The sequence below is a fragment of the Variovorax sp. Varisp46 genome, assembly GCF_059491885.1.
This window is the reverse complement of the sequence record NZ_CP168515.1, coordinates 3,067,483-3,090,661: the sequence shown is the minus strand read 5'-3', so window position 1 is coordinate 3,090,661 and position 23,179 is coordinate 3,067,483. Positions and strand designations below refer to the sequence as shown.

21 protein-coding genes are annotated in these 23,179 nt (G+C 66.8%); 11 read left to right on the top strand and 10 right to left on the bottom strand.

Annotated features, from left to right (window positions below; all coding sequences use genetic code 11):
- Nucleotides 1-8: 8 nt before the first annotated feature.
- Complete coding sequence (dnaG, locus tag ACEN9N_RS14640) at nucleotides 9-2,033, bottom strand: DNA primase (protein ID WP_495653864.1); 2,025 nt, start codon at nucleotides 2,031-2,033, stop codon at nucleotides 9-11.
- Between the two features lie 80 nt (nucleotides 2,034-2,113).
- On the opposite strand from dnaG, the gene ACEN9N_RS14635 reads away from it, so the two are divergent.
- A complete protein-coding gene (locus ACEN9N_RS14635; protein ID WP_007830662.1) occupies nucleotides 2,114-3,061 on the top strand; it encodes a YihY/virulence factor BrkB family protein in 948 nt (315 codons plus the stop codon).
- On the opposite strand, the gene ACEN9N_RS14630 is transcribed toward ACEN9N_RS14635, so the two are convergent.
- Nucleotides 3,009-3,767: a 3-hydroxyacyl-CoA dehydrogenase gene (locus ACEN9N_RS14630; protein ID WP_007830663.1), complete on the bottom strand. Its 759-nt coding sequence runs from the start codon at nucleotides 3,765-3,767 to the stop codon at nucleotides 3,009-3,011. The two genes, ACEN9N_RS14635 and ACEN9N_RS14630, sit on opposite strands and share 53 nt — an antisense overlap.
- A 130-nt stretch (nucleotides 3,768-3,897) precedes the next feature.
- On the bottom strand, nucleotides 3,898-4,449 hold the full coding sequence (locus ACEN9N_RS14625; protein ID WP_007830664.1) for a phasin family protein: 552 nt from the start codon (nucleotides 4,447-4,449) through the stop codon (nucleotides 3,898-3,900).
- A 186-nt stretch (nucleotides 4,450-4,635) separates the two neighbouring features.
- Here ACEN9N_RS14625 and ACEN9N_RS14620 point away from each other — a divergent pair, with 186 nt between their 5' ends.
- Nucleotides 4,636-5,079, top strand: a complete 444-nt coding sequence (locus ACEN9N_RS14620) for an acyl-CoA thioesterase (protein ID WP_413314542.1) — start codon at nucleotides 4,636-4,638, stop codon at nucleotides 5,077-5,079.
- Here ACEN9N_RS14620 and ACEN9N_RS14615 read toward each other — a convergent pair.
- Nucleotides 5,069-5,503 (bottom strand): hypothetical protein, encoded by a 435-nt coding sequence (locus ACEN9N_RS14615; RefSeq protein ID WP_007830666.1) that lies wholly within the window; start codon nucleotides 5,501-5,503, stop codon nucleotides 5,069-5,071. The genes ACEN9N_RS14620 and ACEN9N_RS14615 overlap by 11 nt on opposite strands.
- Nucleotides 5,504-5,544: 41 nt before the next feature.
- Nucleotides 5,545-5,778: a CsbD family protein gene (locus ACEN9N_RS14610; protein ID WP_007830667.1), complete on the bottom strand. Its 234-nt coding sequence runs from the start codon at nucleotides 5,776-5,778 to the stop codon at nucleotides 5,545-5,547.
- Between the two features lie 178 nt (nucleotides 5,779-5,956).
- Here ACEN9N_RS14610 and pncB point away from each other — a divergent pair, with 178 nt between their 5' ends.
- Genes pncB through ACEN9N_RS14585 form a run of 5 tightly spaced genes read left to right on the top strand, consistent with a single transcriptional unit; the run spans nucleotide 5,957 to nucleotide 12,171 of the window.
- Nucleotides 5,957-7,177, top strand: a complete 1,221-nt coding sequence (pncB, locus tag ACEN9N_RS14605) for a nicotinate phosphoribosyltransferase (RefSeq protein WP_007830668.1) — start codon at nucleotides 5,957-5,959, stop codon at nucleotides 7,175-7,177.
- Between the two features lie 35 nt (nucleotides 7,178-7,212).
- Complete coding sequence (locus ACEN9N_RS14600; RefSeq protein ID WP_413314540.1) at nucleotides 7,213-8,625, top strand: sodium:proton antiporter; 1,413 nt, start codon at nucleotides 7,213-7,215, stop codon at nucleotides 8,623-8,625.
- An 11-nt stretch (nucleotides 8,626-8,636) separates the two neighbouring features.
- Nucleotides 8,637-9,623, top strand: a complete 987-nt coding sequence (locus ACEN9N_RS14595; protein WP_495653863.1) for a 2-hydroxyacid dehydrogenase — start codon at nucleotides 8,637-8,639, stop codon at nucleotides 9,621-9,623.
- A gap of 20 nt (nucleotides 9,624-9,643) precedes the next feature.
- Nucleotides 9,644-11,011, top strand: a complete 1,368-nt coding sequence (locus ACEN9N_RS14590; RefSeq protein WP_495653862.1) for a DNA recombination protein RmuC — start codon at nucleotides 9,644-9,646, stop codon at nucleotides 11,009-11,011.
- Entirely contained in the window at nucleotides 11,008-12,171 is a 1,164-nt protein-coding gene (locus tag ACEN9N_RS14585; RefSeq protein ID WP_495653861.1) for an MFS transporter, read from the top strand. Before ACEN9N_RS14590 ends, ACEN9N_RS14585 begins: the two co-directional genes overlap by 4 nt.
- Here the strand turns inward: ACEN9N_RS14585 and ACEN9N_RS14580 are convergent.
- The 3 genes from ACEN9N_RS14580 to earP all read right to left on the bottom strand — a co-directional run bounded on the left by ACEN9N_RS14580 (nucleotide 12,168) and on the right by earP (nucleotide 14,947).
- Complete coding sequence (locus tag ACEN9N_RS14580) at nucleotides 12,168-13,031, bottom strand: LOG family protein (RefSeq protein ID WP_007830686.1); 864 nt, start codon at nucleotides 13,029-13,031, stop codon at nucleotides 12,168-12,170. The two genes, ACEN9N_RS14585 and ACEN9N_RS14580, sit on opposite strands and share 4 nt — an antisense overlap.
- Before the next feature lie 119 nt (nucleotides 13,032-13,150).
- Complete coding sequence (gene efp, locus ACEN9N_RS14575) at nucleotides 13,151-13,705, bottom strand: elongation factor P (RefSeq protein ID WP_007830687.1); 555 nt, start codon at nucleotides 13,703-13,705, stop codon at nucleotides 13,151-13,153.
- Between the two features lie 153 nt (nucleotides 13,706-13,858).
- Nucleotides 13,859-14,947, bottom strand: coding sequence for an elongation factor P maturation arginine rhamnosyltransferase EarP (gene earP / locus ACEN9N_RS14570; RefSeq protein WP_495653860.1), 1,089 nt, complete (start codon nucleotides 14,945-14,947; stop codon nucleotides 13,859-13,861).
- Between the two features lie 75 nt (nucleotides 14,948-15,022).
- Here earP and ACEN9N_RS14565 point away from each other — a divergent pair, with 75 nt between their 5' ends.
- Nucleotides 15,023-16,447: a M20/M25/M40 family metallo-hydrolase gene (locus tag ACEN9N_RS14565; RefSeq protein WP_413314535.1), complete on the top strand. Its 1,425-nt coding sequence runs from the start codon at nucleotides 15,023-15,025 to the stop codon at nucleotides 16,445-16,447.
- Nucleotides 16,448-16,498: 51 nt separating this feature from the next.
- On the opposite strand, the gene ggt is transcribed toward ACEN9N_RS14565, so the two are convergent.
- Nucleotides 16,499-18,556, bottom strand: a complete 2,058-nt coding sequence (gene ggt, locus ACEN9N_RS14560; RefSeq protein WP_495653859.1) for a gamma-glutamyltransferase — start codon at nucleotides 18,554-18,556, stop codon at nucleotides 16,499-16,501.
- 141 nt (nucleotides 18,557-18,697) lie between these two features.
- On the opposite strand from ggt, the gene uvrC reads away from it, so the two are divergent.
- The 3 genes from uvrC to ACEN9N_RS14545 are packed head-to-tail and all read left to right on the top strand — an operon-like array spanning nucleotide 18,698 to nucleotide 22,161.
- On the top strand, nucleotides 18,698-20,662 hold the full coding sequence (gene uvrC, locus ACEN9N_RS14555; RefSeq protein ID WP_413314533.1) for an excinuclease ABC subunit UvrC: 1,965 nt from the start codon (nucleotides 18,698-18,700) through the stop codon (nucleotides 20,660-20,662).
- A gap of 48 nt (nucleotides 20,663-20,710) precedes the next feature.
- Nucleotides 20,711-21,277, top strand: coding sequence for a CDP-diacylglycerol--glycerol-3-phosphate 3-phosphatidyltransferase (pgsA, locus tag ACEN9N_RS14550; protein WP_007830693.1), 567 nt, complete (start codon nucleotides 20,711-20,713; stop codon nucleotides 21,275-21,277).
- A complete protein-coding gene (locus ACEN9N_RS14545; RefSeq protein ID WP_007830697.1) occupies nucleotides 21,274-22,161 on the top strand; it encodes a DMT family transporter in 888 nt (295 codons plus the stop codon). The genes pgsA and ACEN9N_RS14545 overlap by 4 nt, the downstream gene beginning before the upstream one ends.
- Nucleotides 22,162-22,179: 18 nt before the next feature.
- Here ACEN9N_RS14545 and ACEN9N_RS14540 read toward each other — a convergent pair whose 3' ends face one another.
- Nucleotides 22,180-23,139 carry a LysR family transcriptional regulator gene (locus ACEN9N_RS14540; protein WP_495653858.1) on the bottom strand — a complete coding sequence of 320 codons (960 nt, stop codon included), beginning with the start codon at nucleotides 23,137-23,139 and terminating at the stop codon, nucleotides 22,180-22,182.
- Nucleotides 23,140-23,179: the final 40 nt, after the last annotated feature.

Genomic DNA, 23,179 nt, shown 5'->3' with positions numbered 1-23,179 from the left:
CGCAAATTTCAAGCAGTTTCTGAACCCGAGGCGCGCAGGCGGGCGCGCAATTCGAGCCGCCGGGTCTCCAGCGCCTTGTAGCGCTCCAGGGCTTTCGGGTCTTTCCCGACGGCCGCGATGGCTTCGCTCTGCTGGGCCTTGAGGCGGTCGTCGAGCATGAAATCGAGCACGCTGGCGAGTTCGCGGGCGGCGTCGGCCAGGTGCTGCGCTTCTTCGCCTTCGGGGATGGGCCCGGCTTCGGAGACGGACATCATCCGCTCGGCCAGCGGCTCGAAGCCGAGTCCGCGCAGGCCTTCGCGCAGTGCTGCCCAGGGCTGGACACCGTGCTCGTGCAGCTGGCTGTCGAGCCAGGTGAAGAGGGCGCCGTGGTGGCCGGGCAGTTCGCAGAGCATCAGGTGAAGCTCGTGTGACAGGGCTTCCCACTGCGCCATGTTCGACAGCAGCAGCCGCACCGCCACGTCGGGGCGGCTGGGCGGGGCGCCGCGTCCGCGCAGGGGCTCGATGGGTTCCTCGAATTTGCCGCCCCAGCGCTTGCCCTTGGTGAACTTGCCGCGCTGCTGGAACTTGGGTTCGCTATCGTTTTCATAGCGAGGCGGTTCGTAGTCCTGGGGCGGGGGCATGTCCGGGTAGTAGTCATCACCGCCGCCACCGCTGAAGCCCGAGGGCTCGCTGTGGCGCTGCGGCGCCGGTGCGCCCCCGGCCTTGCGCGGGCCGGGTGTGGAGGCCCAGAGATCCGACAGCGCCGCCGCATCGAGCTGCACCAGCGTTGCGATCTCGCTCAGCAACTGGCGCTTGAGTGCGCCGTCGGGCATGGCGCTCCAAAGCGGGCGCACGTTGCTCGTCATGTGGGCGCGGCCCTCGGCGGAAGTCAGGTCGCAGCCTTCGCGGGCGGCTTCGAGCATGAAGCGCGACAGCGGCGTTGCCTCGTTCACGAAGCGGGCGAAAGCCTCGGCGCCGTGCTCGCGGATGAAGCTGTCGGGGTCGTGCTCGGCCGGCAGGAACAGGAACTTGATGCTGCGCACATCGGTGGCGTAGGGCAGCGCGCCGTCGAGCGCCTTGCGCGCAGCGCGCCGGCCCGCGGCGTCGCCGTCGAAGCTGAACACCACCGATTCGGTGAAGCGGAAGAGCTTCTGCACGTGCTCCGTGGTGCAGGCCGTGCCGAGCGTGGCCACCGCGTTCGGAAAACCGAGCTGCGCCAGCGCCACCACGTCCATGTAGCCTTCGGTGACCAGCGCATAGCCGCGGTCGCGGAAGGCGGCGCGGGCTTCGTAGAGCCCGTAGAGCTCGCGGCCCTTGCTGAAAACGGGCGTTTCGGGCGAGTTCAGGTACTTGGGCTTCTCGTCGCCCAGCACCCGGCCGCCGAAGCCGATGCATTCGCCCTTCACGTTGCGGATCGGGAACATCACGCGGTCGCGGAAGCGGTCGTAGCGCTTGGCCTCGGCCTCGCTGAGCTGGCCTTCCTCGTTGTTGACGATCACCAGCCCGCTCTCGGCGAGCAGGGGGTCGTCATAGTCGGGAAACACGCTGGCGAGCGCGCGCCAGCCGGCCGGCGCATAGCCGATGCCGAACTGCTTGGCCACTTCGCCCGACACCCCCCGGCCCTTGAGGTATTCGATGGCGCCGGGCGCCTGCCGCAGGTGCTTGCGGTAGGCGTCGCCGGCCTTTTCGAGCACGTCGCTCAGCGTGGCTTGCTTCTGGCGCTGGCTGGCGGCGCGGGCGCGCTCGGCCGGGGAGGCGTCGTCTTCCGGCACCTGCAGGCCGTACTGGCCGGCCAGGTCGTGCACCGCCTCGACGAAGCCCATGCCGGCATGCTCCATCAGAAAGCCGATGGCGTTGCCATGCACCCCGCAGCCGAAGCAGTGATAGAACTGCTTGGTCGGGCTGACGGAGAAGGAGGGCGATTTCTCGCCGTGGAACGGGCACAGGCCCATGAAATTGGCGCCGGCCTTCTTGAGCTGCACATAGCGGCCAACGATCTCGACCACATCGGCGCGTGCGATGAGTTCCTGGATGAATGAAGCGGGGATGGTCATGTAGGCGAAGAGCGGCAAATCATACGCAAGCGGGCGAAGCCTCGCGCCCCGGCGGCATACTGAAAGCGACCGGATCACGCATGACGATGCCCAAACCCCTGCAACACATCGCGCCGCTGCTGCGCCACCCCCTGCGGTTCGCCTGGGACGCGCTCAAGGAATTTCGCGCCAACCAGGGCCTGCTGCTCGCGGGGGCTGTGGCGTACTACGCCTTGCTGTCCATCGTGCCGCTGCTGATCGTGAGCGTGATCGCCCTGTCGCACGTCATCGAGCAGGCCGAGCTGCTGCGCACCATCGGGCGGTACCTCGAATGGCTGCTTCCGGGGCAGTCGAAAGCCATCGTGGCCGAGCTGTCGAGCTTCCTGGACCATCGCGACGTGCTGGGGCCGGTGTTGCTGGTGACGATGATCTTCTTCAGCTCCCTGGCCTTCAGCGTGCTCGAAAGTGCCATGGCGGTGATCTTTCACCACCGCAAGGCGGACCACAAGCGCCATTTCCTGGTATCGGTGGCCATGCCCTATGTCTACATCCTGTGCCTGTGCGTCGGGTTGCTGCTCGTCACGCTGGTGTCGGGCGCGCTGCAGCTGGTGGGGCAGGAAAGCGTCGACCTGCTGGGGCGCAGCTGGTCGCTGTCGGGTGTTTCGGGGCTGCTGCTGTACCTGCTGGGGCTGGGCGGCGAGATCTTCATGCTGACTTCGCTCTACCTCGTGATGCCGGCCGGGCGCATGTCGCTGCGCCATGCGCTGCTGGGCGGCGTGACGGCCGCGCTGCTGTGGGAGGCCACGCGGCGCGTGCTGATCTGGTACTTCTCGACGCTGTCGCAGGTGAATGTGGTCTACGGCTCGCTCACCACGGCCATCGTGGTGCTGCTGAGCCTGGAGATCGCTGCCACGCTGGTGCTGCTGGGCGCCCAGGTGATCGCGAACTACGAGCGCCTGGACCGCACCGGCAGCACGAAGCCGCCCAAATCCGCTCTCAGCGGGGAGCCAATCGAATCGCTCCGTCCAGACGAATCACCTCGCCGTTGAGCATGTCGTTCTCGATGATGTGCTTCGCCAGCTTGGCGTAGTCCTCGGGCGTGCCCAGGCGGGAAGGGAAGGGCACGCTGGCGGCCAGGGCATCCTGCACTTCCTGCGGCATGCCGAACAGCATGGGCGTGCCGAAGATGCCGGGGGCGATGGTCATGTTGCGGATGCCGCTGCGCGCGAGGTCGCGGGCAATGGGCAGCGTCATGCCGACCACGCCGCCTTTCGAGGCGCTGTAGGCGGCCTGGCCGATCTGGCCGTCGTAGGCCGCGACCGAGGCGGTCGAGATCAGCACGCCGCGCTCGCCGGTGGCTTCGGGCTCGTTCCTGCCCATGGCGTCGGCCGCCAGGCGGATCATGTTGAAGCTGCCGATCAGGTTGACCGTGACGGTCTTGCTGAACACGGCCAGCGCGTGCGGGCCGTTCTTGCCTACCGTCTTCTCGGCCGGTGCGATGCCGGCGCAGTTAACGAGGCCGACCAGCTTGCCGAGCTTGAGCGCGGCGGCCACCGCGGCCTGGCCGTCGGCTTCCTGGCTCACGTCGCACTTGACGAACACGCCGCCGATTTCCCTGGCAACGGCTTCGCCCTTGTCAGCCTGCATGTCGGCGATCACCACCTTGGCGCCGTTGGCCGCCAGCATGCGCGCCGTGCCTTCGCCGAGGCCCGAAGCGCCACCGGTCACGATAAAAACCTTGCCGTCGATCTGCATGGAGAGTCTCCTGAAATGAGACCCGCATTATCGAAGAGGCCGCCAGACGAAAAAAAAGGCCTCGTCGTGAGACGAGGCCCTGAATTGGATCCGTGAGGACCCAAGGAGACAACTGGTGGTGGTCGCCAGCTTAGCGCTTGCGCGAAGCGGTTGCGGTCTTTGCGGCGGCAACGGCTTGCGTCGACACGGCATTGAAGTTGGCTTCGGCGACGTCCGATGCTTGCTTGACGGCCTTCTGGACCGATTCGAAAGCGTTGTTGGCGGCGGCCACGGCGCTCTTCAGCACGGCAACAGCGGTTTCCGAACCGGCGGGGGCGTTCTTGGAAGCGCTGTCGACCAGGCCGACGAAGGCTTGCTGGGCTTCGGCAGCCTTGGCTTCGAAGGCCTTGCCGAATTCGGCGCCGGTGCCTTGGGCGATGTCGTACAGGTGACGGCTGTAGGCAGCGGTCTTTTCAGCCAGGGGCTGGAACAGGCTGGCTTGCAGCGTCAGCAGCTCTTGGGCGTCCTTGACGCTCAGGGCGGCCTGGGCGGTGCTCTGGGCTTCGACCAGGGCAGCCTTCGAGGCGGTCACGTTCAGTTCGACGAGCTTCTCGACGCCTTCGAAAGCCTTGGTGGTCAGGCCGAAGAGGGTTTCGAGGTTTGCCTTTTGGGCGGCGAGGATTTGGTCAGCGGTCAGGGCCATTTGGGAAATCTCCAGAAGGGGATGATTGAGTGGTCGGTTCACGTTGCGCTGTCTCGCCGTCTATGTTGCGGTGCAGCATGGCCTCAAGTATAGGCAGCTGAGTTTTGCGATCAAGGGGTTTTTGCTGCCATGCAGCAATTTAGAAGCCATCTTCTAAATTCGGCTTCCCGGGCAAAATGCCGCGCGATGAGCGCCCCGACCAAACCAATCCCCCAGACGCGCGGCAGCTACCGCGCTTTCCGCAGCATTCCCACGCGCTGGGCCGACAACGACATGTACGGCCACGTCAACAACGTCGTCTACTACAGCTGGTTCGACACCGCGGTGAATGCACTGCTGATCGAGCGCGGCGCGCTCGATATCCACCAGGGCTCCACGATCGGCTTCGTGGTGGAGACGCAGTGCAACTATTTCGCGCCCATCGCGTTCCCGCAAACCGTCGAGGCGGGCATCCGGGTGGCACAGGCGGGCCGGTCGAGCGTGCGGTATGAAATCGCGCTGTTCGCCGAGGGCGCGGACAGCGCTGCAGCACAGGGCCACTTCATCCACGTCTACGTGGACCGCGTCACGCAGCGCCCGGTACCGCTACCCGAGGCGCTGCAACGCGTGGTCGATTCGCTCAAGGCTTGACCGGCGCGGTCCGTTCTGAAGCGGTCTTCTTCATCGCCTTGATGTCGGCCTTGCCCTGGGCTTCGTCGGCCTTGGCCTGCTTCACGCAGGCGGCCTTCGCATCGCCCTTCTGGTCGTCGCACTTTTCCTTCGCGACTTCGTAGGTGGCCTTCACCTTCTCTTCAGCCACGTTGCGGGCGTGGCTGTCGCTCGGCTGGTACTGCTGCTCCAGCTCGGCCTTGGCGACGTTTTCCTTGCCCTTGGCTTCCTTCTGGCAGACGTCCTTGGCGTTGTCCTTCATCGTGTCGCACTGGGCCTTCGCGACCTTGTAGTCGGCCTCGATCTTTTCCTTGGCGACCTTGTATTCATCCTTGGTCATGGCGCTGGCCTGCGTGGCCACGAAGCAGGTGGAGGCGAGGGCCAGCATGAGGAGATGCTTTTTCATGGGATGTTTTCCTTCGGGAGTGGATGAAATTCGGGGGCTGCTCAATAGCGTTCGAACCAGAGCGCGTCCGGCGTGCGGCCGTCGCGCGATTCCCAGTCCTTGACCTGCTTCTCGGCTTCTTCGCGGCTGATGCCGTGGCGCTCCTGGATGCGGCCGAGCAGCTGGTCGCGCTTGCCCGCGATGACGTCGAAGTCGTCGTCGGTCAGCTTCCCCCATTGCTCCTTGACCTTGCCCTTGAGCTGTTTCCAGTTGCCTTTGACGGTGTCCTTGTTCATGCGAACCTCCTTTGAGCCAGGTTGATCCGGCGGGCCGTGTGCTTCGCCGTGGAGTCACTGTCATCGGGGGGATTCACCCTCACGGTAGGACGTGCAGTTCAGGCCCCGTAGGCAGAGGCCGACTCACCCCGTGATAATCGAACGGACGCCGAAAGTTTGAGACACCGCGCACAGCACCATGATCATTCACAGCCTGCTCGACACCGACCTCTACAAGTTCACGATGATGCAGGTGGTCCTGCATCACTTCCCCGGGGCCCGGGTCGAGTACCGCTTCAAGTGCCGCAACCCCGGCGTCGACCTGGCGCAGTTCGCGGGACAGATCCGGGACGAGGTGCGCAGCCTGTGCTCGCTGCAGTTCCGCGACGCCGAGCTGGCCTACCTGCGCTCGATGCGTTTCATCAAGAGCGACTTCGTCGACTTCCTCGGGCTCTTCCGGCTCAATGAGAAGTACATCAACATCGTTCCCCAGCCCTCGGGCGAGCTCGAGATCCGCATCAAGGGGCCATGGCTGCACACCATCCTGTTCGAGATCCCGGTGCTGGCCATCGTCAACGAGGTGTACTTCCGCAATACGCAGAAGAAGCCCGACTTCGAGGAAGGCCGCCGCCGGCTCGAAACCAAGATCACCCAGCTGCAGGACGCAGGCCTCGCCGACCTGAAGATCGCCGACTACGGCACGCGCCGCCGCTTCTCCAAGGACTGGCACGAAGAGGTGCTGCGCACGCTGACCGCCCGACTCGGCGCCGTCACCTCGCCGCCGGTGCAGGCGCCGCCCGGCACGCGGCTGCCGCAGCTCGCGGGCACCAGCAACGTGCTGTACGCGATGAAGCTGGGCCTGATCCCGCTAGGCACCATGGCCCACGAATACCTGCAGGCCTGCCAGGCGCTCGGCCCGCGGCTGCGTGACAGCCAGATCTTCGGCTTCGAGAGCTGGGCGCGCGAGTACCGCGGCGACCTGGGCATCGCGCTGTCCGACGTGTACGGCATGAACGCGTTCCTGCGCGACTTCGACATGTATTTCTGCAAGCTCTTCGACGGCGCCCGCCACGACAGCGGCGACCCGTTCCAGTGGGGCGAGCGCATGCTGGCGCACTACGTCGCCAACCGGGTCGATCCGCGCACCAAGACGCTGATCTTCAGCGACGGCCTCACGGTGCCGCGCACCATCGAGCTCTACCAGCAGTTCCGCGGCCGCTGCCAGCTGGCCTTCGGCATCGGCACCAACCTCACCAACGATCTGGGCTACGAGCCGCTGCAGATCGTCATCAAGATGATCCACTGCAACGACCAGCCGGTGGCCAAGCTGTCGGACACGCCATCCAAGAACATGTGCGAGGACGAAAAATACCTGGCCTACCTGCGCCAGGTCTTCGAGATCGAACAACCCCCGGCTTGAAGGCTGTACTGACCCCTCTGGTACGGTACGGCCCCATGAAAAACCCCCTTCGCCTTGCGGCGGCCGCGGTGCTGCCGCTGACGTTTCCCGCCCTGGCGATGGCTGCCGACTTCGACGGCGCCACGCTCTCGCCGCTGTGGGGCGTGCCATTCGCCGGCATCCTGTTGTCGATCGCGCTGTTCCCGCTGCTGGCGCCGGGCTTCTGGCACCACCACTACGGCAAGGTCTCGGCGGCCTGGGCGCTGGCCTTCCTGCTGCCCCTTGCCGCCACCTTCGGCGTTTCGCTGGCCGGCGCCCAGCTCGTGCATGCGCTGGTGGAGGAGTACATCCCCTTCATCATCCTGCTCACGGCGCTGTTCACCGTGGCGGGCGGCATCCACATCCGGGGCAACCTGCATGGGGCGCCTGGCCTCAACACCGGGCTGCTCGCCATCGGCGCGGTGCTCGCGAGCTTCATGGGAACCACCGGCGCGTCGATGCTGCTGATCCGGCCGCTCATTCGTGCCAACGACAACCGCAGGCACCGGGTCCACGTGGTCGTGTTCTTCATCTTCATCGTTTCCAACGTGGGTGGCTCGCTCACGCCGCTGGGCGATCCGCCGCTGTTCCTCGGCTTCCTGAAGGGCGTCGACTTCTTCTGGACCGCGAAGAACATCCTGCCCGACACGCTCTTCCTCCTGGCCGTGCTGCTCGCGCTGTTCTACGCCATCGACCGCCACTACTATCGCAAGGAGGGCGTGCTGCCGGTCGACCCGACGCCCGACACGAAGCGCATCGGCTTCGATGGCGCCGTCAACTTCTGGCTGCTGGGCGGGGTGGTCGCCTTCGTGCTGCTCAGCGGCTTCTGGAAGTCGCCCGTCGGCTTCGACGTCTTCGGCACCCGGGTGGGCCTGCCGGGCCTGGTGCGCGACGCGGGCCTGGTCGCCATCACGCTGCTCTCGCTGAAGATCACGCCGGCCAAGGTGCATGCCGACAACCAGTTCGAGTGGGGCCCCATGGCCGAGGTGGCCAAGCTGTTCGCGGGCATCTTCCTGACCATCATCCCGGTGATCGCGATGCTCAAGGCCGGCACGCAAGGCCCGTTCGGTGCCGTCGTCTCGGCCGTGACGCGCGCTGACGGCCAGCCCGATCCGGCGATGTATTTCTGGGCCACCGGCATGCTGAGCTCCTTCCTCGACAACGCGCCCACCTATCTCGTGTTCTTCAACACCGCGGGCGGCGACCCGGCCGCGCTGATGACCACCTACGCCACCACGCTGGCCGCCATCTCGGCTGGTGCCGTGTTCATGGGCGCCAACACCTACATCGGCAACGCACCCAACCTCATGGTCAAGGCCATCGCCGAGAGCCGCGGCGTGCGCATGCCGAGCTTCTTCGGCTACATGGCGTGGTCGGTGGCCATCCTGGTTCCGCTGTTCGTTCTTTCCACCTTCATCTTCTTTCGCTGAGTGCAAACATCATGAGCAAGCCCAAGATACTGGTCGCGCGCGCGATCTTTCCCGAAACCATCGAGCGCCTCTCGCAGCACTTCGAGGTCGAGTCGAACCAGTCCGACGAGAGCTGGAGCAAGGAACAGCTGATTGCGAAGCTGCAGGGCAAGCAGGGCGCCTTCACCACCGGCAGTGAGCGCATCGACGCCGCGGTGCTCGATGCCTGCCCCGGCCTGAAGATCTGCGCCAACATGGCGGTGGGCTACAACAACTTCGACGTCGACGCGATGGCCGCGCACGGCGTGCTCGGCACCAACGCGCCCGACGTGCTGACCGAGACCACGGCCGACTTCGGCTTTGCGCTGCTGATGGCCACGGCGCGCCGCATCACGGAGAGCGAACACTTTCTGCGCGCGGGCAAGTGGCAGAAGTGGAGCTACGACATGTTCGCCGGCTCCGACATCCACGGTTCCACGCTCGGCATCATCGGCATGGGCCGCATCGGGCAGGGCATCGCGAAGCGCGGCGCGCACGGCTTCGGCATGAAGGTGGTCTATCACAACCGCTCCAGGCTCGACGCCGCGCTCGAGGCCGAATGCAAGGCCAGCTACCTGAGCAAGGAGGAGTTGCTCAGGACGGCGGACCACGTGGTGCTTGTGGTGCCTTATTCGCCGGCCTCGCACCACACGATCGGCGCGGCCGAGATCGCGCTGATGAAGCCGACCGCCACGCTCGTCAACATCGCGCGCGGCGGCATCGTCGACGACGCGGCATTGGCCGTGGCCTTGCGCGAGAAACGCATCGCCGCCGCGGGCCTCGACGTGTTCGAGGGCGAGCCCAAGGTGCACCCCGACCTGCTGACCGTGCCCAATGTGGTGCTGACGCCGCACATCGCCAGCGCCACCGTACCCACGCGCCGCGCCATGGCCGACCTTGCGGCGGACAACCTCATCGCGTACTTCGGCGGCAAGGGACCGCTGACGCCCGTGACGCCCGCTCCTTCGGCAAGCAAATAGGCAGAGGCAGTACCGCACCCTTGGACACCTCGCTGATCCTCATCGGACTGGCCGTACTCGCGGTCGTCCAGCTCGTGCTGGTGATCTGGCTGCTGGCCCGCCGGCAGCCCTCGTCCGACCACGGCGACGTGCTGCGCGTGCTGGCCGCCCTGGGCTCGGCCAACGAACGCACCGAGCGCGAACTGCGCCACGACATCGGCGAAAGCTCGCGCGGCGTGCGGCAGGAAACCGCGCAGGCCTTCGCCACTTTCCAGCAGGCGCTGGTGCAGCAGGGCGCCGAAGCCACGCGCACGCAGAATGCGCAGCTCGACGCGTTCTCCCTGCAGCTCGCGTCCTTGCAGAAGACGTTGGCCGACACGCTCAGCACGCAGCTGCAGGGTTTGAGCGAATCGAATGCGCGCCGCCTGTCCGAAGTGCGCGCGACCATGGAAACGCAGCTCGCGCAGCTGCAGCAGACCAACGCCGTCAAGCTCGACGAGATGCGCAAGACGGTCGACGAGAAGCTGCAGAGCACGCTTGAGGCGCGCCTCGGCGAAAGCTTCAAGCAGGTAGCCGACCGGCTCGAACAGGTGCACAAGGGACTCGGCGAAATGCAGACGCTGGCCGTGGGCGTGGGCAGCTTGCAGCGCGTGCTGACCAACGTGAAGACACGCGGCGTGTTCGGCGAAGTGCAGCTCGAGGCGCTGCTCGAACAGGTGCTCACGCCCGACCAGTACGCCAAGCAGATCGAGACCAAGCCGCGCAGCGGGCAGCGTGTCGATTTCGCGATCCGCTTTCCGGGGCGGGGCGAGGACGGTGCGCCGGTGTGGCTGCCCATCGACGCCAAGTTCCCGCGCGACGACTACGAGCGGCTCATCGACGCGCACGAACGCGCCGATGCCGTGGGTGCCGACCTGGCGGCCAAGGCGCTCGAAGCGCGCATCCGCACCGAGGCCAGGTCGATCGCCGACAACTACCTCGCCGCGCCGCACACCACCGATTTCGCCATCCTCTTCCTCCCGGTCGAGAGCCTCTATGCCGAGGTGCTGCGCCGGCCGGGCCTGATGGATGCCATCCAGCGCCAGCACCGCGTGACGCTGGCGGGCCCGACCACCTTGCTCGCGATGCTCAACAGCCTGCACATGGGCTTTCGCACGCTGGCGCTGGAGCAGCAGGCCTCCGAAGTCTGGAAGGTGCTGGGCGCAGTGAAGACCGAGTTCGAGCGTTACGGCGAATGGGTTGCGCGCGTCAAGGAGCAGGTGGCCAAGGCTTCCGACACGCTCGACAAGGCCGATACGCGCGCCAAGCAGATGCGCCTGGCGCTGCGCAAGGTGGAGGCGCTGCCCGAGGCGCAGTCGCAGGCGCTTCTGCCGCCCACCGCCGACAGCGACGCCGAAGACACCCCGTGAAAGGTTCCGAACTGCTGCGCGTGATCGGGGCCCAGGTGTGCCTGCACGCGACCATGGCCGGCATGCGGCTCGCCACGCCGCTGCTGGCGCTGCAGCAGGGCTACAGCGCCGCGGCGGTCGGCCTGCTGATCTCGCTGTTTGCGCTGACGCAGGTCTTCCTTGCATTGCCTGCCGGACGCTTTGCCGACCGCTACGGTTTCAAGCGGCCGCTGTGGCTGTCGGTCATTGCGGCAGTCGTCGGTGCGGGGCTCGTGGTGATCCTTCCGATCTTTCCGGTGATGTGCATTGCCGCCCTGCTGACAGGCGGCGCCACGGGCGCGACGGTCATCGCACTGCAGCGGCACGTCGGCCGCTCGGCCACTGACGCGACGCAGCTCAAGCGCGTGTTCAGCTGGCTCGCCATCGCGCCGGCCGTGGCCAATTTCGTCGGGCCCTTCCTGGCCGGCATGCTGATCGACCATGCAGGCCGCTCGCCCGCGGACATGCTTGCGTTCCGCATCTGCTTCGCGGTGATGGCGGCGCTGCCCATCCTCTGCTGGATGCTCGCGCGCCGCGCGCACGAGCCACCGCCCGCCGCGCCCGTGCCGGGCGCCACGCCGACCCGCGCCTGGGACCTGCTGCGCGAACCGATGTTCCGCCGCCTGCTGTTCGTGAACTGGCTGCAGTCGTCGAGCTGGGACGTGCACGCCTTCGTGCTGCCGGTGCTGGGGCACGACCGGGGCATCAGCGCCTCGGTGATCGGCTCGATCCTCGGCGCCTTCGCGATCGCGGCGGCGGTCGTTCGCGTGGTGCTGCCGGTGATCGCCTCGCGCGCTTCGGAGCGCAGCGTGATCCTCAGTTCCACGGCGGTCACTGCGATGGTGTTCGCGGTCTATCCGCTGCTGGACTCGGCACTGAGCATGGGAGTGTGCTCGGTGGTGCTCGGCTTCGCGCTGGGCGCGGTGCAGCCGATGGTGATGAGCATGCTCCACCAGATCACGCCGCACACCCGCCACGGCGAGGCGCTGGGCCTGCGGCTCATGACCATCAACGCGTCGAGCGTGGCGATGCCAATGCTGTTCGGCTCGCTCGGTGCACTGATCGGCATCGGCGGCGTGTTCTGGGTAGTGGGAGGCGTGGTGGCGCTCGGCGCGCGCGCCACCTGGGGCCTCAAGGTCTAGAGCTTGTAGAAGCGCTTGATCGCGCTCCATGCGTCTTCGGGCGCGTCGACGTATTCGAAGAGCTTCACGTCGCCCGGCGAGATCACGCCTTCGTCGACCAGAAAGTCGAAATCGATCAGCCGCTTCCAGTAGTCCGAGCCGAACAGCACGATCGGCACCGGCTTCGACTTCTTCGTCTGCACCAGCGTGATCACCTCGAACAGCTCGTCGAGCGTGCCGAAGCCGCCCGGAAACGCCACCAGCGCCTTCGCACGCATCATGAAATGCATCTTGCGGATGGCGAAGTAATGGAACTTGAAGCTCAGTGCCGGCGTGACGTAGGGGTTGGCCTCTTCTTCCATCGGCAGCGCGATGGCCAGGCCGACCGAGAGGCCGCCGCCTTCGTGCGCGCCGCGGTTGGCCGCCTGCATGATGCCGGGGCCGCCGCCGGTGCAGACGAAGAGCTTGTCCTGCGGTTCCTTGTCGTTGCTGTACTGCGCGACCATCTTGCCGAAGGCGCGCGCCTTCTCGTAGTAGTGCGAATTGCGCGCCAGCCGGCGCCAGCGCTCGGATGCCGCGGCGTCGCCAGCGGCGTCGGCCTGCGCGATCATGGCGGAGGCGTCTTCCTCGCTGCGAAAGCGTGCGCTGCCGAACACCACCACCGTGTTCTCGATGCCATGGGCACGCTGTTCGAGATCGGGCTTCATCAGCTCGAGCTGCATGCGGATGCCGCGCGTCTCGCGGCGCAGCAGGAACTCGGGGTCGGCGAAGGCGATGCGCGAGGGATCGGGGTCGAGCGGCAGGCCCTTGTCCGCATGGGACTGGAGCGTGGCCCAGGCATCGGCCAGGCGTTTGTCGTGAATGTTGTGCGTGTTGTTCATGAGGAAACCAGACGGAAGGACCTTGGGAGATTGTGCAGCGTTGCAACTGCCATGCCCATCAACAAAAAAAGCTCCTTGCGGAGCTTTTTTCGAGGGTGGCGGTCAGCCGGGAAGGAGGCTCAGACGCGCTTGCGGTATTCGCCGGTGCGCGTGTCGATTTCGATCTTGTCGCCTTGCGACACGAAGAGGGGCACGGGCACTTCGAAGCCGGTGGCGATCTTGGCGGGCTTGAGCACCTTGCCCGAGGTATCGCCCTTGACGGCGGGTTCGGTCCAGGTGATTTCGCGCTCGACGCTGGTCGGCAGTTCGACCGAGATGGCCTTGCCGTCGTAGAACACCACTTCGACGGCCATGCCGTCTTCGAGGTAGTTCAGGGCGTCGCCCATGTTTTCGGCTTCGACTTCGTACTGGTTGTAGTCGGCGTCCATGCAGACGTACATCGGGTCGGCGAAGTAGGAGTAGGTGCAATCCTTCTTCTCGAGCACGATCTGGTCGATCTTGTCGTCGGCCTTGAAGACCACTTCGGTGTTGAAGTTGGCGATCAGGCTTTTCATCTTCATGCGCACGGTGGCGGAGTTGCGGCCGCCGCGGCTGTATTCGGTCTTGAGGACGACCATCGGGTCCTTGCCGTGCATGATGACGTTGCCGGCGCGGATTTCTTGAGCGATTTTCATAACAGGGTCTCTGGATGTTGGCCGCTCGGTGCACGGGGCTGCCGGCGACGCTTGCCGGCATTGTTGGCCCCGCGGTACAGGTCCCGCGGCAGGTTTAGCGGAGAGCATCTCGAATCGTTGAGATCCGGGCCGAAATCCGCAAAGCCTGCTATTTTAGCTTTTTTGGCCGATCAGTTTCCGCAGTTGCGTGACCAGATCGTCCTGGGCGAGCAGCCGCGTGCGGGCGTCCAGTGTTGTTTCGAGCCACGGGCCCTGTGTTTCAGGCAGCGGCAGGGCACCGTCGACGAAGCCGTTCCAGGCGTGGTGGAAAAGCCGCAGCGAGGGCGGGGCGCCGAGCCAGTCCAGCCAGGCGTTCAGCTTGACGTGGTGGGCATCGTCGTCCTGCGGGTAGATCTGCCAGACCAGCGGCGCGCCGGCCCAGAGGGCGCGCACCAGCGAATCCTCGCCGCGCACGAAATTCAATTCGCAGGCCCAGAGCAGGTGATCGAAATCGGGCTGCGTGAGATAGGGGAGGTATGAAATTGATAGCGCACCGCGCCCGTGGGTCGATGGGGCGCCCCCAAAACAAGCCTGGACTGCCTGGGTGGCGCGGCCCGCCGTCACCAGCAGGCGCGTGGGTTCGGGGCCTTCCGCCAGCCGGGCGAGCAGGGCGGCCAGTGCAGGCGGCTCGTAGCAGAAGAGGGAGAGCAGGCGTTCGTCGGCTCGCCACGGGATCTGCCGTTCGGCCAGCCACTGCACCCGGTCGAAGCGCGCCCGGCGCTCCATCAGGTCGGGCTCGCGCAGCAGCCCGCCCGTGGCTGGCGTGAAGCCTGGATAGAAGAAGCGCTTGGTCAACCCGGCGCCGGGACCCCTGAACACCGGCGACGGCAGCCCATGCAGCCGCTCCACGTACGGTTCGGCCGACAGGTATTCGAGGTTGATCCACGCACTGCCCGGCCCTTCGGCGAAACGGGCGATCGATTCCGGCGCCGGCTCGCAGCCGAAGGCTTCTATCAATACGTCGGGCGCCGGCCCCGCTACGGCAGCCCGAAGCGCAGCGGCGTCGAGCCAGTCGATCACCTCCACGCCGTCGCGACCAGTGCGAGCCTCGGGCGCCATCCAGCGCAGCGCCGCCGCATCGTCGATCCACAGCCGCACGCGTTCGCCGAGCGCGGCCAGCTGGCGGGCCAGCCGCCAGCAGACGCCGAGGTCGCCGTGATTGTCGATGACCTTGCAGAAGATGTCCCATTGCCTCGATTGCATGGGCGCGAGTGTGCCCGTGTTCGCGGGCGGTGCTTGCTATGCTGTCCGGCACAACCACCACCGGAGAGAGAACCCATGAGGATGAAGACCTTCCGTGCCGCGAGAACCGTGCTCGCCGCCTCGCTGGCCCTGTGCGGCATGACCGCGGCCATGGCGCAGACGCAGACCCCGCCGGCCCTCACGCCGCAGCAGCAGCGCTTTCACGACATCTACAAGGAGTTGATCGAGATCAACACCAGCCATTCGGTGGGCGACAACACGGTGGCCGCGCGCGCCATGGAAAAGCGCTTGATCGAATCGGGCTTCGCGCCCGGCGACATCCAGATCTTCGAACCCTTCCCGAAGAAGGGTAACCTGGTGCTGCGCTTCAAGGGCGACGGCAGCAAGAAGCCGCTGCTGCTGCTGGCCCACATCGACGTGGTCGAGGCCCGGCGCGAAGACTGGAAGACCGACCCCTTCAAGCTGCAGGAAACCGGCGGCTACTTCACCGCGCGCGGCGCCATCGACGACAAGGCGATGGCCTCGGCGCTGGTCTCGGTGATGGGGCAGCTGAAGCAGGAGGGCTTCAAGCCCAAGCGCGACATCATCCTGGCGCTGACGGCCGACGAAGAGCGCGGCGATGCGCTCAGCAACGGCGCCTTCTGGCTCATCAACAACAAGCCCGAACTCCTGCAGGCGGAGTTCGGCATCAACGAAGGCGGCGGCGGCGAGCTGCGCGGCGGCAAGCCCAACCTGCACCGCATGCAGGTGGCCGAGAAGATGTACACCACCTACATGCTGGAGGCGCGCGACGTGGGTGGCCACAGCTCGGTGCCGACCAAGACCAACCCGATCTATGCGCTGTCCGCCGGCCTGGAACGGCTGGGCAACTTCAGCTTTCCGGTGAAGCTCGCGGAGGTCACGAAGACTTACTTCGCGCGCAGCGCACCGTTCGCCACCGGCCAACTGGCCGACGACATGCGCGCGGTAGGCGCGGGCAACCCCGACGCAGCGGTCATCGAGCGCATGTCGGCCAACCCGGCCTACAGCGCGCAGTTCCGCACCACCTGCGTCGCGACGATGGTGCAGGCCGGCCATGCCGAGAACGCGCTGCCGCAATCGGCCAAGGCCACGGTCAACTGCCGCATCCTGCCGCACGACGATCCCGAGGAAGTGGAGCGCCTGCTGACCCAGGCGGTCGGCAACGACAAGATCGTGGTGCGCAACATGGGCAAGCCGCTGCGCAGCCCGGCGTCGCCGCTGAACGGCGACCTTGTGAAGACCGTGGAGTCGCTCACGCAGCAGATGTGGCCCGGCGTGCCCGTGGTGCCTGCGATGAGCACAGGCGCCACCGACAGCCGCTTCATGCGCAACGCGGGCATTCCGATGTACGGCGTGAGCGGCATTTTCCTGGAGCCGTCCGATGCGCGCGCGCACGGGCTCGACGAGCGCATCGAGATCCAGCGGCTTTATGACGGCCGCGAGTTCCTGTACCGGCTGGTGTCGGAGCTGGCGAAGTAGGCGCGCCGATGAGCGGCGCCTGCGAGCACCACTTCGTCCAGGCCAACGCCCTCAGGGCGTGAAGGTATCGCCCAGCACGATGCCTTCGCGCCGCGGGTCAGCGCCGCCTGTCAGCACGGTTTTGCCGCCGACGCTGGTGCGGATGATGGTGCTCACGCCGCTGGACTGCGCCGAGACCGACACCTTGTGACCCAGTCCGATCAGCCCGGCGACCAGCGGGTCGTTGAGGCCCGAGTTCGTCGCGTCGATGTTCGGATGCTCGCCGCCGACATTGGTGGTCACGCTGTTGGAGGCACCGAAGTCGACCAGTGACGTGGCCTGCTGGGCGTCGAGCCCCCAGTCGAGCGCGCCGACCAGCGTCTTCACGACGTACTGGATGATGGTGCCGCCGCCCGGCGAACCGGTGCCCATGACGAACTCGCCCATGCTGCCATCGGCCTGCTTCCTGAATACCAGCGTCGGCGCCATCGTGCTGCGCGGGCGCTTGCCGGGTGCGACCCGGTTGGCCACCTTGATGCTCGGATCGACCGTGTCGTTCGGGTTGGCCGAGAAGTCGGTCAGCTGGTTGTTCAGCATGAAGCCCTGTGTCATGTGGAACGAGCCGAGCGTACTTTCCACCGTGGTGGTCATCACCACCACATTGCCCTGCTTGTCGACGATGGTGAAGTGCGTGGTGCCATGCTCCTCGGTCTTGTCGATGCCCAGCGGCACCGCGCCCAGGTTGCCGGCCTGGGCAACGCCCATGCTCTTCGCCAGGCTGATGAGGCTGGCGCGGCTCTGCAGATAGGGCTTGTTGATCATGGTGTCGACCGAGCCGCCCGGCAGCGGAACGAAGTCGGTGTCGGCCACGTACTTGTCGCGGTCTGCATAGGCCAGGCGCTCGGCCTCGCTCACCAGGTGCACGCCCATCACGGTCGGCTTGCCTCCCTCGATGCCGATGGCGGTCGGCTTGTACAGGCCCATGTTGAAGGTCTCGAGGATGCCCAGGCTCGCCACCACCGCGATGCCGCCCGAGGACGGCGGCGACATGCTGCACACGTAGTAGTCGCGATAGGTGCCGCAGACCGGGTCGCGCCGCTTGGCCTTGTAGTTGGCCAGGTCGGCCAGCGTGGTCTTGCCGGGCGTGATGGCCGAGCCGTCGTTCGCGGCGACCGTGACGCCGATCTTGTCGACGATGCCCTGGGCGATGTCGCCCGTGTAGAAGGCGTTGGCGCCTTGCGTCGCGATGGTGGTCAGCGTCTTGGCGTAGGCCGGGTTCTGCAGGCGGGTGCCCAGCGCCTTCGGCGTGCCGTCGGCGTTGAAGAAGTAGGCCGTGGCCTCGGCGTCGCGCTTGAGGCTGGCGGCCGACGACGAGATGGCGGCGGTCATGCGCCCGCCGATCAGGAAGCCGTCGGAGGCCAGCGTGATGCCGTAGCTGAAGAGGTCTTTCCAGGGCAGCTTGCCGTGGTCCTGGTAGGCGATGTCGAGCATGCGCACCGCGCCGGGCGTGCCGATCGAGCGGCCGCTGGCGCGCGCGCCGCCGGGCTTGGGCAGGCTGGTGTCGGTGGCGTCGTCCACGTAGCGCAGGTAGTTCTCGGTGGCCGCGGCGGGCGCGGTCTCACGGCCGTCGTAGGCCTGCACCTTCTTCGTCGCGGCGTCGTAATAGAGCATGAAGGCGCCGCCGCCCAGACCGCTCGATTGCGGCTCGACCAGCCCCAGCACGGCCTGCACGGCCACCGCCGCATCGACTGCGCTGCCGCCGGCCTTCAGCACGTCGCAGCCGGCGCGCGTGGCCAACGGGTGGTTGGCGACGACCATGTAATTCTTCGCGTAGACCAGCTTGTGCCCCGGCGCGTAGCCCGAGGCCGCCTCGGGCGCGGCCGGATCGCCGGCATCCCCCGAGCCGACCACCACGGAGGAGTTGCCGGTCGAGGTGAGGCAGCCGTTGTCGGGTGCGCTCGGGGCAGGCTGCTGGGCCGGTTGATTGGCCGCGTTGATCGCGGCGATGGTTGCAAGAATCGTTGTCGTGTCTTGCGCGTCATTGCGGGAGGCGCCGCCGCAGCCCGCGAGGCTCAGCGAGAGCGCGATGGGTGAGAGCACCCACCAGGCGCGCCTGTTGTTCTTGTTCATGCAGATTTCCCGAATAGGTATGTTGAAAAAACCGGGCGCTCCTCGCGCCCGTGGCTATCTTCAGCAGGTTTCATTCCAGCTGCGTCGGGGTTTGCGCGCAGGCGGGCGCCGGGCCGCGTGCCGCGCGCCACAATAGCCGCCATGTCAGACGTGCATTCCGATCAATTGCTCAGCGAAGTCGCGGCCCTGCCGCAGCTGCCGGGCGTCTACCGCTACTTCGACGCGGCCGGCGCCGTGCTCTATGTGGGCAAGGCGCGCAACCTCAAGAAGCGGGTCGCCAACTACTTCCAGAAGAACCACGGCGGCACCCGCATCGGCCACATGATCTCGAAGATCGTGCGCATGGAGACCACGGTGGTGCGCTCCGAGGCCGAGGCGCTGCTGCTCGAGAACAACCTGATCAAGACGCTCAAGCCGCGCTACAACATCCTGTTTCGCGACGACAAGAGCTACCCCTATCTCAAGATCGCGTCGCACCAGTTCCCCCGGCTGGCGTACTACCGCGGTGCGGTCGACAAGAAGCACCGCTACTTCGGGCCGTACCCGAGCGCCTGGGCGGTGAAGGAATCGATCCAGCTGCTGCAGAAGGTGTTCCGCCTGCGCACCTGCGAAGACACGGTGTACGCCAACCGCACGCGGCCTTGCCTGCTGTACCAGATCAAGCGCTGCAGCGGGCCGTGCGTCGGCTACGTCGCGCCCGATGTCTATGCGCAGGACGTGGCCAGCGCCGAGGCCTTCCTGATGGGCGATACGCAGCTCGTGCTCTCCAAGCTCGAACAGCGCATGACTGCGCACGCCGAGAAGCTCGAGTTCGAGCAGGCGGCCGAGCTGCGCAACCAGATGTCCGCCATCTCGCGCGTGCTGCACCAGCAGTCGATCGAGATCGCGTCCGACAAGGACGTGGACATCCTGGCCGTGAAGGTGCAAGGCGGCAAGGCCTGCGTGAACCTGGCGATGGTGCGCGGCGGCCGCCACCTGGGCGACCGGCCGTACTTTCCCGTGCATGTGGAAGACGCGGCGCAGATCCACCACGGTGAACTCGACGATGAAGAAGAGGGTGGTCCGCCCGCCGCGACCGACCCGATCGAGGTGCAGGTGCTCGAGGCCTTCATCGCCCAGCACTACATCGACGTGCCGGTGCCGGCCACGCTGGTGCTGAGCGAGCAGGTGGGCCGCGAGCTGATCGAGGCGATTTCGCTGCAGGCCGGCACGCGCGTGACGGCGGTGTTCCAGCCGCGCGAGCAGCGCCGGCACTGGCTCGAAATGGCCGAGACCAACGCCAAGCTGCAGCTGGCCCGGCTGCTCGCTGAGGAGGGCTCGCAGCAGGCGCGTACGCGCGCGCTGGCCGATGCGCTGGAGCTGGCATCGGACGATCTCGACAATTTCCGCGTCGAATGCTTCGACATCTCGCACACCGCGGGTGAGGCGACGCAGGCTTCATGCGTGGTGTTCGAGCACCACGCCATGCAGAACAAGGAGTACCGCCGCTACAACATCGAGGGCATCACGCCCGGCGACGACTACGCGGCCATGCGCCAGGTGCTGCACCGCCGCTATGGCAAGCTGGCCGAGGCGATGGCGGCCGAGACCGACGCCCTGCCTCCGGGCGATGCCGAGAGCGACGGCAGCGAGGCGCCGGTGAAGATCAAGGCCGCGCGCATGCCCGACCTGGTGCTGGTCGACGGCGGCAAGGGGCAGGTGTCGATGGCGCGCGAGGTGTTCAGCGAACTGGGCCTGCCGCTGTCGCTGATCGTCGGGGTCGAGAAGGGCGAGGGCCGCAAGGTCGGGCTCGAGGAACTCGTGTTCGCCGACGGCCGCGAGAAGGTCTACCTGGGCAAGGACTCGGCCGCGCTGATGCTGGTGGCCCAGATCCGCGACGAGGCGCATCGCTTCGCCATCACCGGCATGCGGGCCAAGCGCGCCAAGGTGCGGGTCGGCGGCAGCCAGCTCGAGGACATTCCGGGCATCGGACCGAAGCGGCGCGCGCGGCTGCTGCAGCGCTTCGGCGGCATCCGGGGTGTGGCGGCGGCGAGCGTGGAGGACATCGCGTCGGTCGAGGGGATCGCCTCCGACCTGGCGGAGGAAATCTACAAGGCGCTGCACTGAGGGCGCGACCCCCGTTGGGGGTTAATGCCGCCATGACACAATCAAGCGATGTTCTGGACCCTGCCGACCATCATGACCTGGACGCGCATCGTCGCGATCCCCCTGATCGTCGGCGTGTTCTACCTTCCGATCAGCGAGCCGATGCGCAACCTGATCGCCACGGTGATGTTCATCGTCTTCGCCGCCACCGACTGGCTCGACGGCTTCCTGGCGCGCCGGCTCAACCAGACCTCGGCCTTCGGCGCCTTCCTCGATCCGGTGGCCGACAAGTTCCTGGTGTGCGCCTCGCTGCTGGTGCTGGTGCACCTGAACCGGGCCGACGTGTTCGTGGCGCTGATCATCATCGGCCGCGAGATCGCCATCTCGGCGCTGCGCGAATGGATGGCGCAGATCGGCGCAAGCAAGAGCGTGGCGGTCCACATGATCGGCAAGGTCAAGACGACCGTGCAGATGATCGCCATTCCGTTCCTGCTTTTTGACGGGCACCTGTTCCGGGTGATCGACACCGGCGTCTGGGGCCAGTGGCTGATCTGGATCTCGGCCGTGCTCACGATCTGGTCGATGGTGTACTACTTGCAGAAGGCCATTCCCGAAATCCGGGCCCGCACCAAATGACCGCGGCAGCCGCGGCCCGCAACGCGGGCTGGCTGCGGGCAATGCCGGCGGTCTTCGTGTTGATCTGGAGCACGGGCTTCATCGTCGCGCGCTACGGCATGCCGTATGCGCCACCCCTCAAGTTCCTGGCCGTGCGCTATGCGTTGTCGCTGGCTTGCTTCGGCGTGTGGGTCGCGCTCGCGCGGGTCGCGTGGCCAAAGCAGCGCGCGCAGTGGGGGCACCTGGCGGCCACGGGCATCCTGATGCAGGCCGGTTACCTGGGCGGTGTGTGGGCCGCGGTGCGGGAAGGCATGGGCGCGGGGCTGGTGGCGCTGCTGGTCGGCATCCAGCCGGTGCTGACGGCGGTCTGGCTGTCTTTCCACGGCGGCCGCATCTCGCAGCGGCAGTGGGTCGGGCTGGGGCTTGGTTTCGCGGGCCTGGTGCTCGTGGTGCTGCGCAAGCTCGGGCAGGGCGGCGAGGTGAGCGTGCTGACGATGGGGCTCACGCTGATGGCGCTGGTCTCGATCACGGCGGGAACGCTGTACCAGAAGCGCTTTGTCGCGCCCTGCGACGTGCGCAGTGCAAGCGCGGTGCAGATGGCGGCCGCGCTGCTTGTCACATTGCCTTTCGCGGCGTTGGAGTCGGAGAGCATCCAGTGGAACCTGCACTCCGGCGGCGCAATGGCGTGGTCGGTGCTGGCGCTGTCGCTGGGCGGCAGTTCGCTGCTCTACATGCTGATCCAGCGCGGCACGGCCACGGCCGTCACGAGCCTGCTGTACCTGGTGCCGCCCTGCACGGCCGTGATGGCGTGGCTGTTGTTCTCCGAGCCGATCACGCTGGTGACGGTGCTGGGCATTGCGCTCACTGCGGTGGGCGTGAGCCTCGTGGTGCGCAACGGCCGCTGAGCGCCGGCGCTTTTCTCTTCAGCGCGTATCGGCCTTGCCCGGCTTCCAGGGCTCGCCGCGGAACTGTTCCACCAGGTGATCGACCAGCAGGCGCACCCGCCGAGGCGTCTTCGGCCGCCAGGGCGCGATCCAGTGGATGTCCGCTTCCGCCATCGCGTATTGCGGCAGCACGCGCACCAATTCGCCGCTCGCGAGTTGGGGTGCGATGTCCCACAGGCTGCGCAGCATGACGCCATGCCCGGCCACGCACCAGTCGCGCACCATCTCGCCCGAGTTGCTGGCCAGCGGCCCCTGCACACGCACGCGCGCCGTGCTGCCGTCGCGCACATGGCGCAGGGTCCAGAGTGCGTACTGGCGCTGGCTGGCATCGCCGTTCTCGCGCGCGACCAGGCAATCGTGCGAAGCCAGCGCCTCGACGGTGCCGGGCGTGCCGCGGCGCTTCAGGTAGGCGGGCGAGGCGGCCAGCACGCGCTGGTTGCGCGCGATGCGCCGCGAGATCCAGTCGGCCGCACGGCGCTGCTGCACCGCCCAGAGCCAGACCGCGCCGTCGTAACCCTCGGCGCCGAGGTCCGGCAGTTGCTCGGTCAGCAGCAGTTCGATCTGCAGTGCAGGGTGCCGCGCCTGGAAAGTGGCCAGCGCCGGCCCCAGCCAGCGGCGGCCGAAGCCGAAGGTCGCGGCCAGGCGGACGGTGCCGGTCAGTTCGTTCTGGCGTTCTCCGAGTTCGCTTTCGAGGGCGGCGAAGCCGTCGAGCAGCGCTCGCGCATGCAGGCAGACCGCCTCGCCCTCGGCCGTGACGCTGAGCCGCCGGGTGGTGCGCTCGAAAAGGCGCTGGCCCAGGCGCGCCTCCAGCGCGCCCAGCCGCTTGGTGATGACCGAGGGCACGACGTCGAGCGTGGCCGCAGCGCCCGCCAGGCTGCCCTGGTCGCGAATGGCCAGCACCAGTGCCAGGTCGCCACGATCCATCGAGAGAGGATTCATGCCACATCGGAAAGTATGAATTGGCTGATTGTTGCTTGAT

Excerpts from the sequence above, each read along its gene's own strand:
- ACEN9N_RS14630 (WP_007830663.1), bottom strand. The coding sequence starts at position 3,767 with ATGCAGATCGACGGCAAGGTTTTTATCGTGACCGGTGGCGCTTCGGGC.
- ACEN9N_RS14620 (WP_413314542.1), top strand. The coding sequence starts at position 4,636 with ATGAGCGCCCCGACCAAACCAATCCCCCAGACGCGCGGCAGCTACCGC.
- ACEN9N_RS14565 (WP_413314535.1), top strand. The coding sequence starts at position 15,023 with ATGAGGATGAAGACCTTCCGTGCCGCGAGAACCGTGCTCGCCGCCTCG.
- ggt (WP_495653859.1), bottom strand. The coding sequence starts at position 18,556 with ATGAACAAGAACAACAGGCGCGCCTGGTGGGTGCTCTCACCCATCGCG.
- ACEN9N_RS14540 (WP_495653858.1), bottom strand. The coding sequence starts at position 23,139 with ATGAATCCTCTCTCGATGGATCGTGGCGACCTGGCACTGGTGCTGGCC.
- pgsA (WP_007830693.1), top strand. The coding sequence starts at position 20,711 with ATGTTCTGGACCCTGCCGACCATCATGACCTGGACGCGCATCGTCGCG.
- ACEN9N_RS14595 (WP_495653863.1), top strand. The coding sequence starts at position 8,637 with ATGAGCAAGCCCAAGATACTGGTCGCGCGCGCGATCTTTCCCGAAACC.
- earP (WP_495653860.1), bottom strand. The coding sequence starts at position 14,947 with ATGCAATCGAGGCAATGGGACATCTTCTGCAAGGTCATCGACAATCAC.
- ACEN9N_RS14580 (WP_007830686.1), bottom strand. The coding sequence starts at position 13,031 with ATGAACAACACGCACAACATTCACGACAAACGCCTGGCCGATGCCTGG.
- efp (WP_007830687.1), bottom strand. The coding sequence starts at position 13,705 with ATGAAAATCGCTCAAGAAATCCGCGCCGGCAACGTCATCATGCACGGC.
- pncB (WP_007830668.1), top strand. The coding sequence starts at position 5,957 with ATGATCATTCACAGCCTGCTCGACACCGACCTCTACAAGTTCACGATG.
- ACEN9N_RS14615 (WP_007830666.1), bottom strand. The coding sequence starts at position 5,503 with ATGAAAAAGCATCTCCTCATGCTGGCCCTCGCCTCCACCTGCTTCGTG.
- dnaG (WP_495653864.1), bottom strand. The coding sequence starts at position 2,033 with ATGACCATCCCCGCTTCATTCATCCAGGAACTCATCGCACGCGCCGAT.
- uvrC (WP_413314533.1), top strand. The coding sequence starts at position 18,698 with ATGTCAGACGTGCATTCCGATCAATTGCTCAGCGAAGTCGCGGCCCTG.
- ACEN9N_RS14610 (WP_007830667.1), bottom strand. The coding sequence starts at position 5,778 with ATGAACAAGGACACCGTCAAAGGCAACTGGAAACAGCTCAAGGGCAAG.
- ACEN9N_RS14635 (WP_007830662.1), top strand. The coding sequence starts at position 2,114 with ATGACGATGCCCAAACCCCTGCAACACATCGCGCCGCTGCTGCGCCAC.
- ACEN9N_RS14625 (WP_007830664.1), bottom strand. The coding sequence starts at position 4,449 with ATGGCCCTGACCGCTGACCAAATCCTCGCCGCCCAAAAGGCAAACCTC.
- ACEN9N_RS14545 (WP_007830697.1), top strand. The coding sequence starts at position 21,274 with ATGACCGCGGCAGCCGCGGCCCGCAACGCGGGCTGGCTGCGGGCAATG.
- ACEN9N_RS14600 (WP_413314540.1), top strand. The coding sequence starts at position 7,213 with ATGAAAAACCCCCTTCGCCTTGCGGCGGCCGCGGTGCTGCCGCTGACG.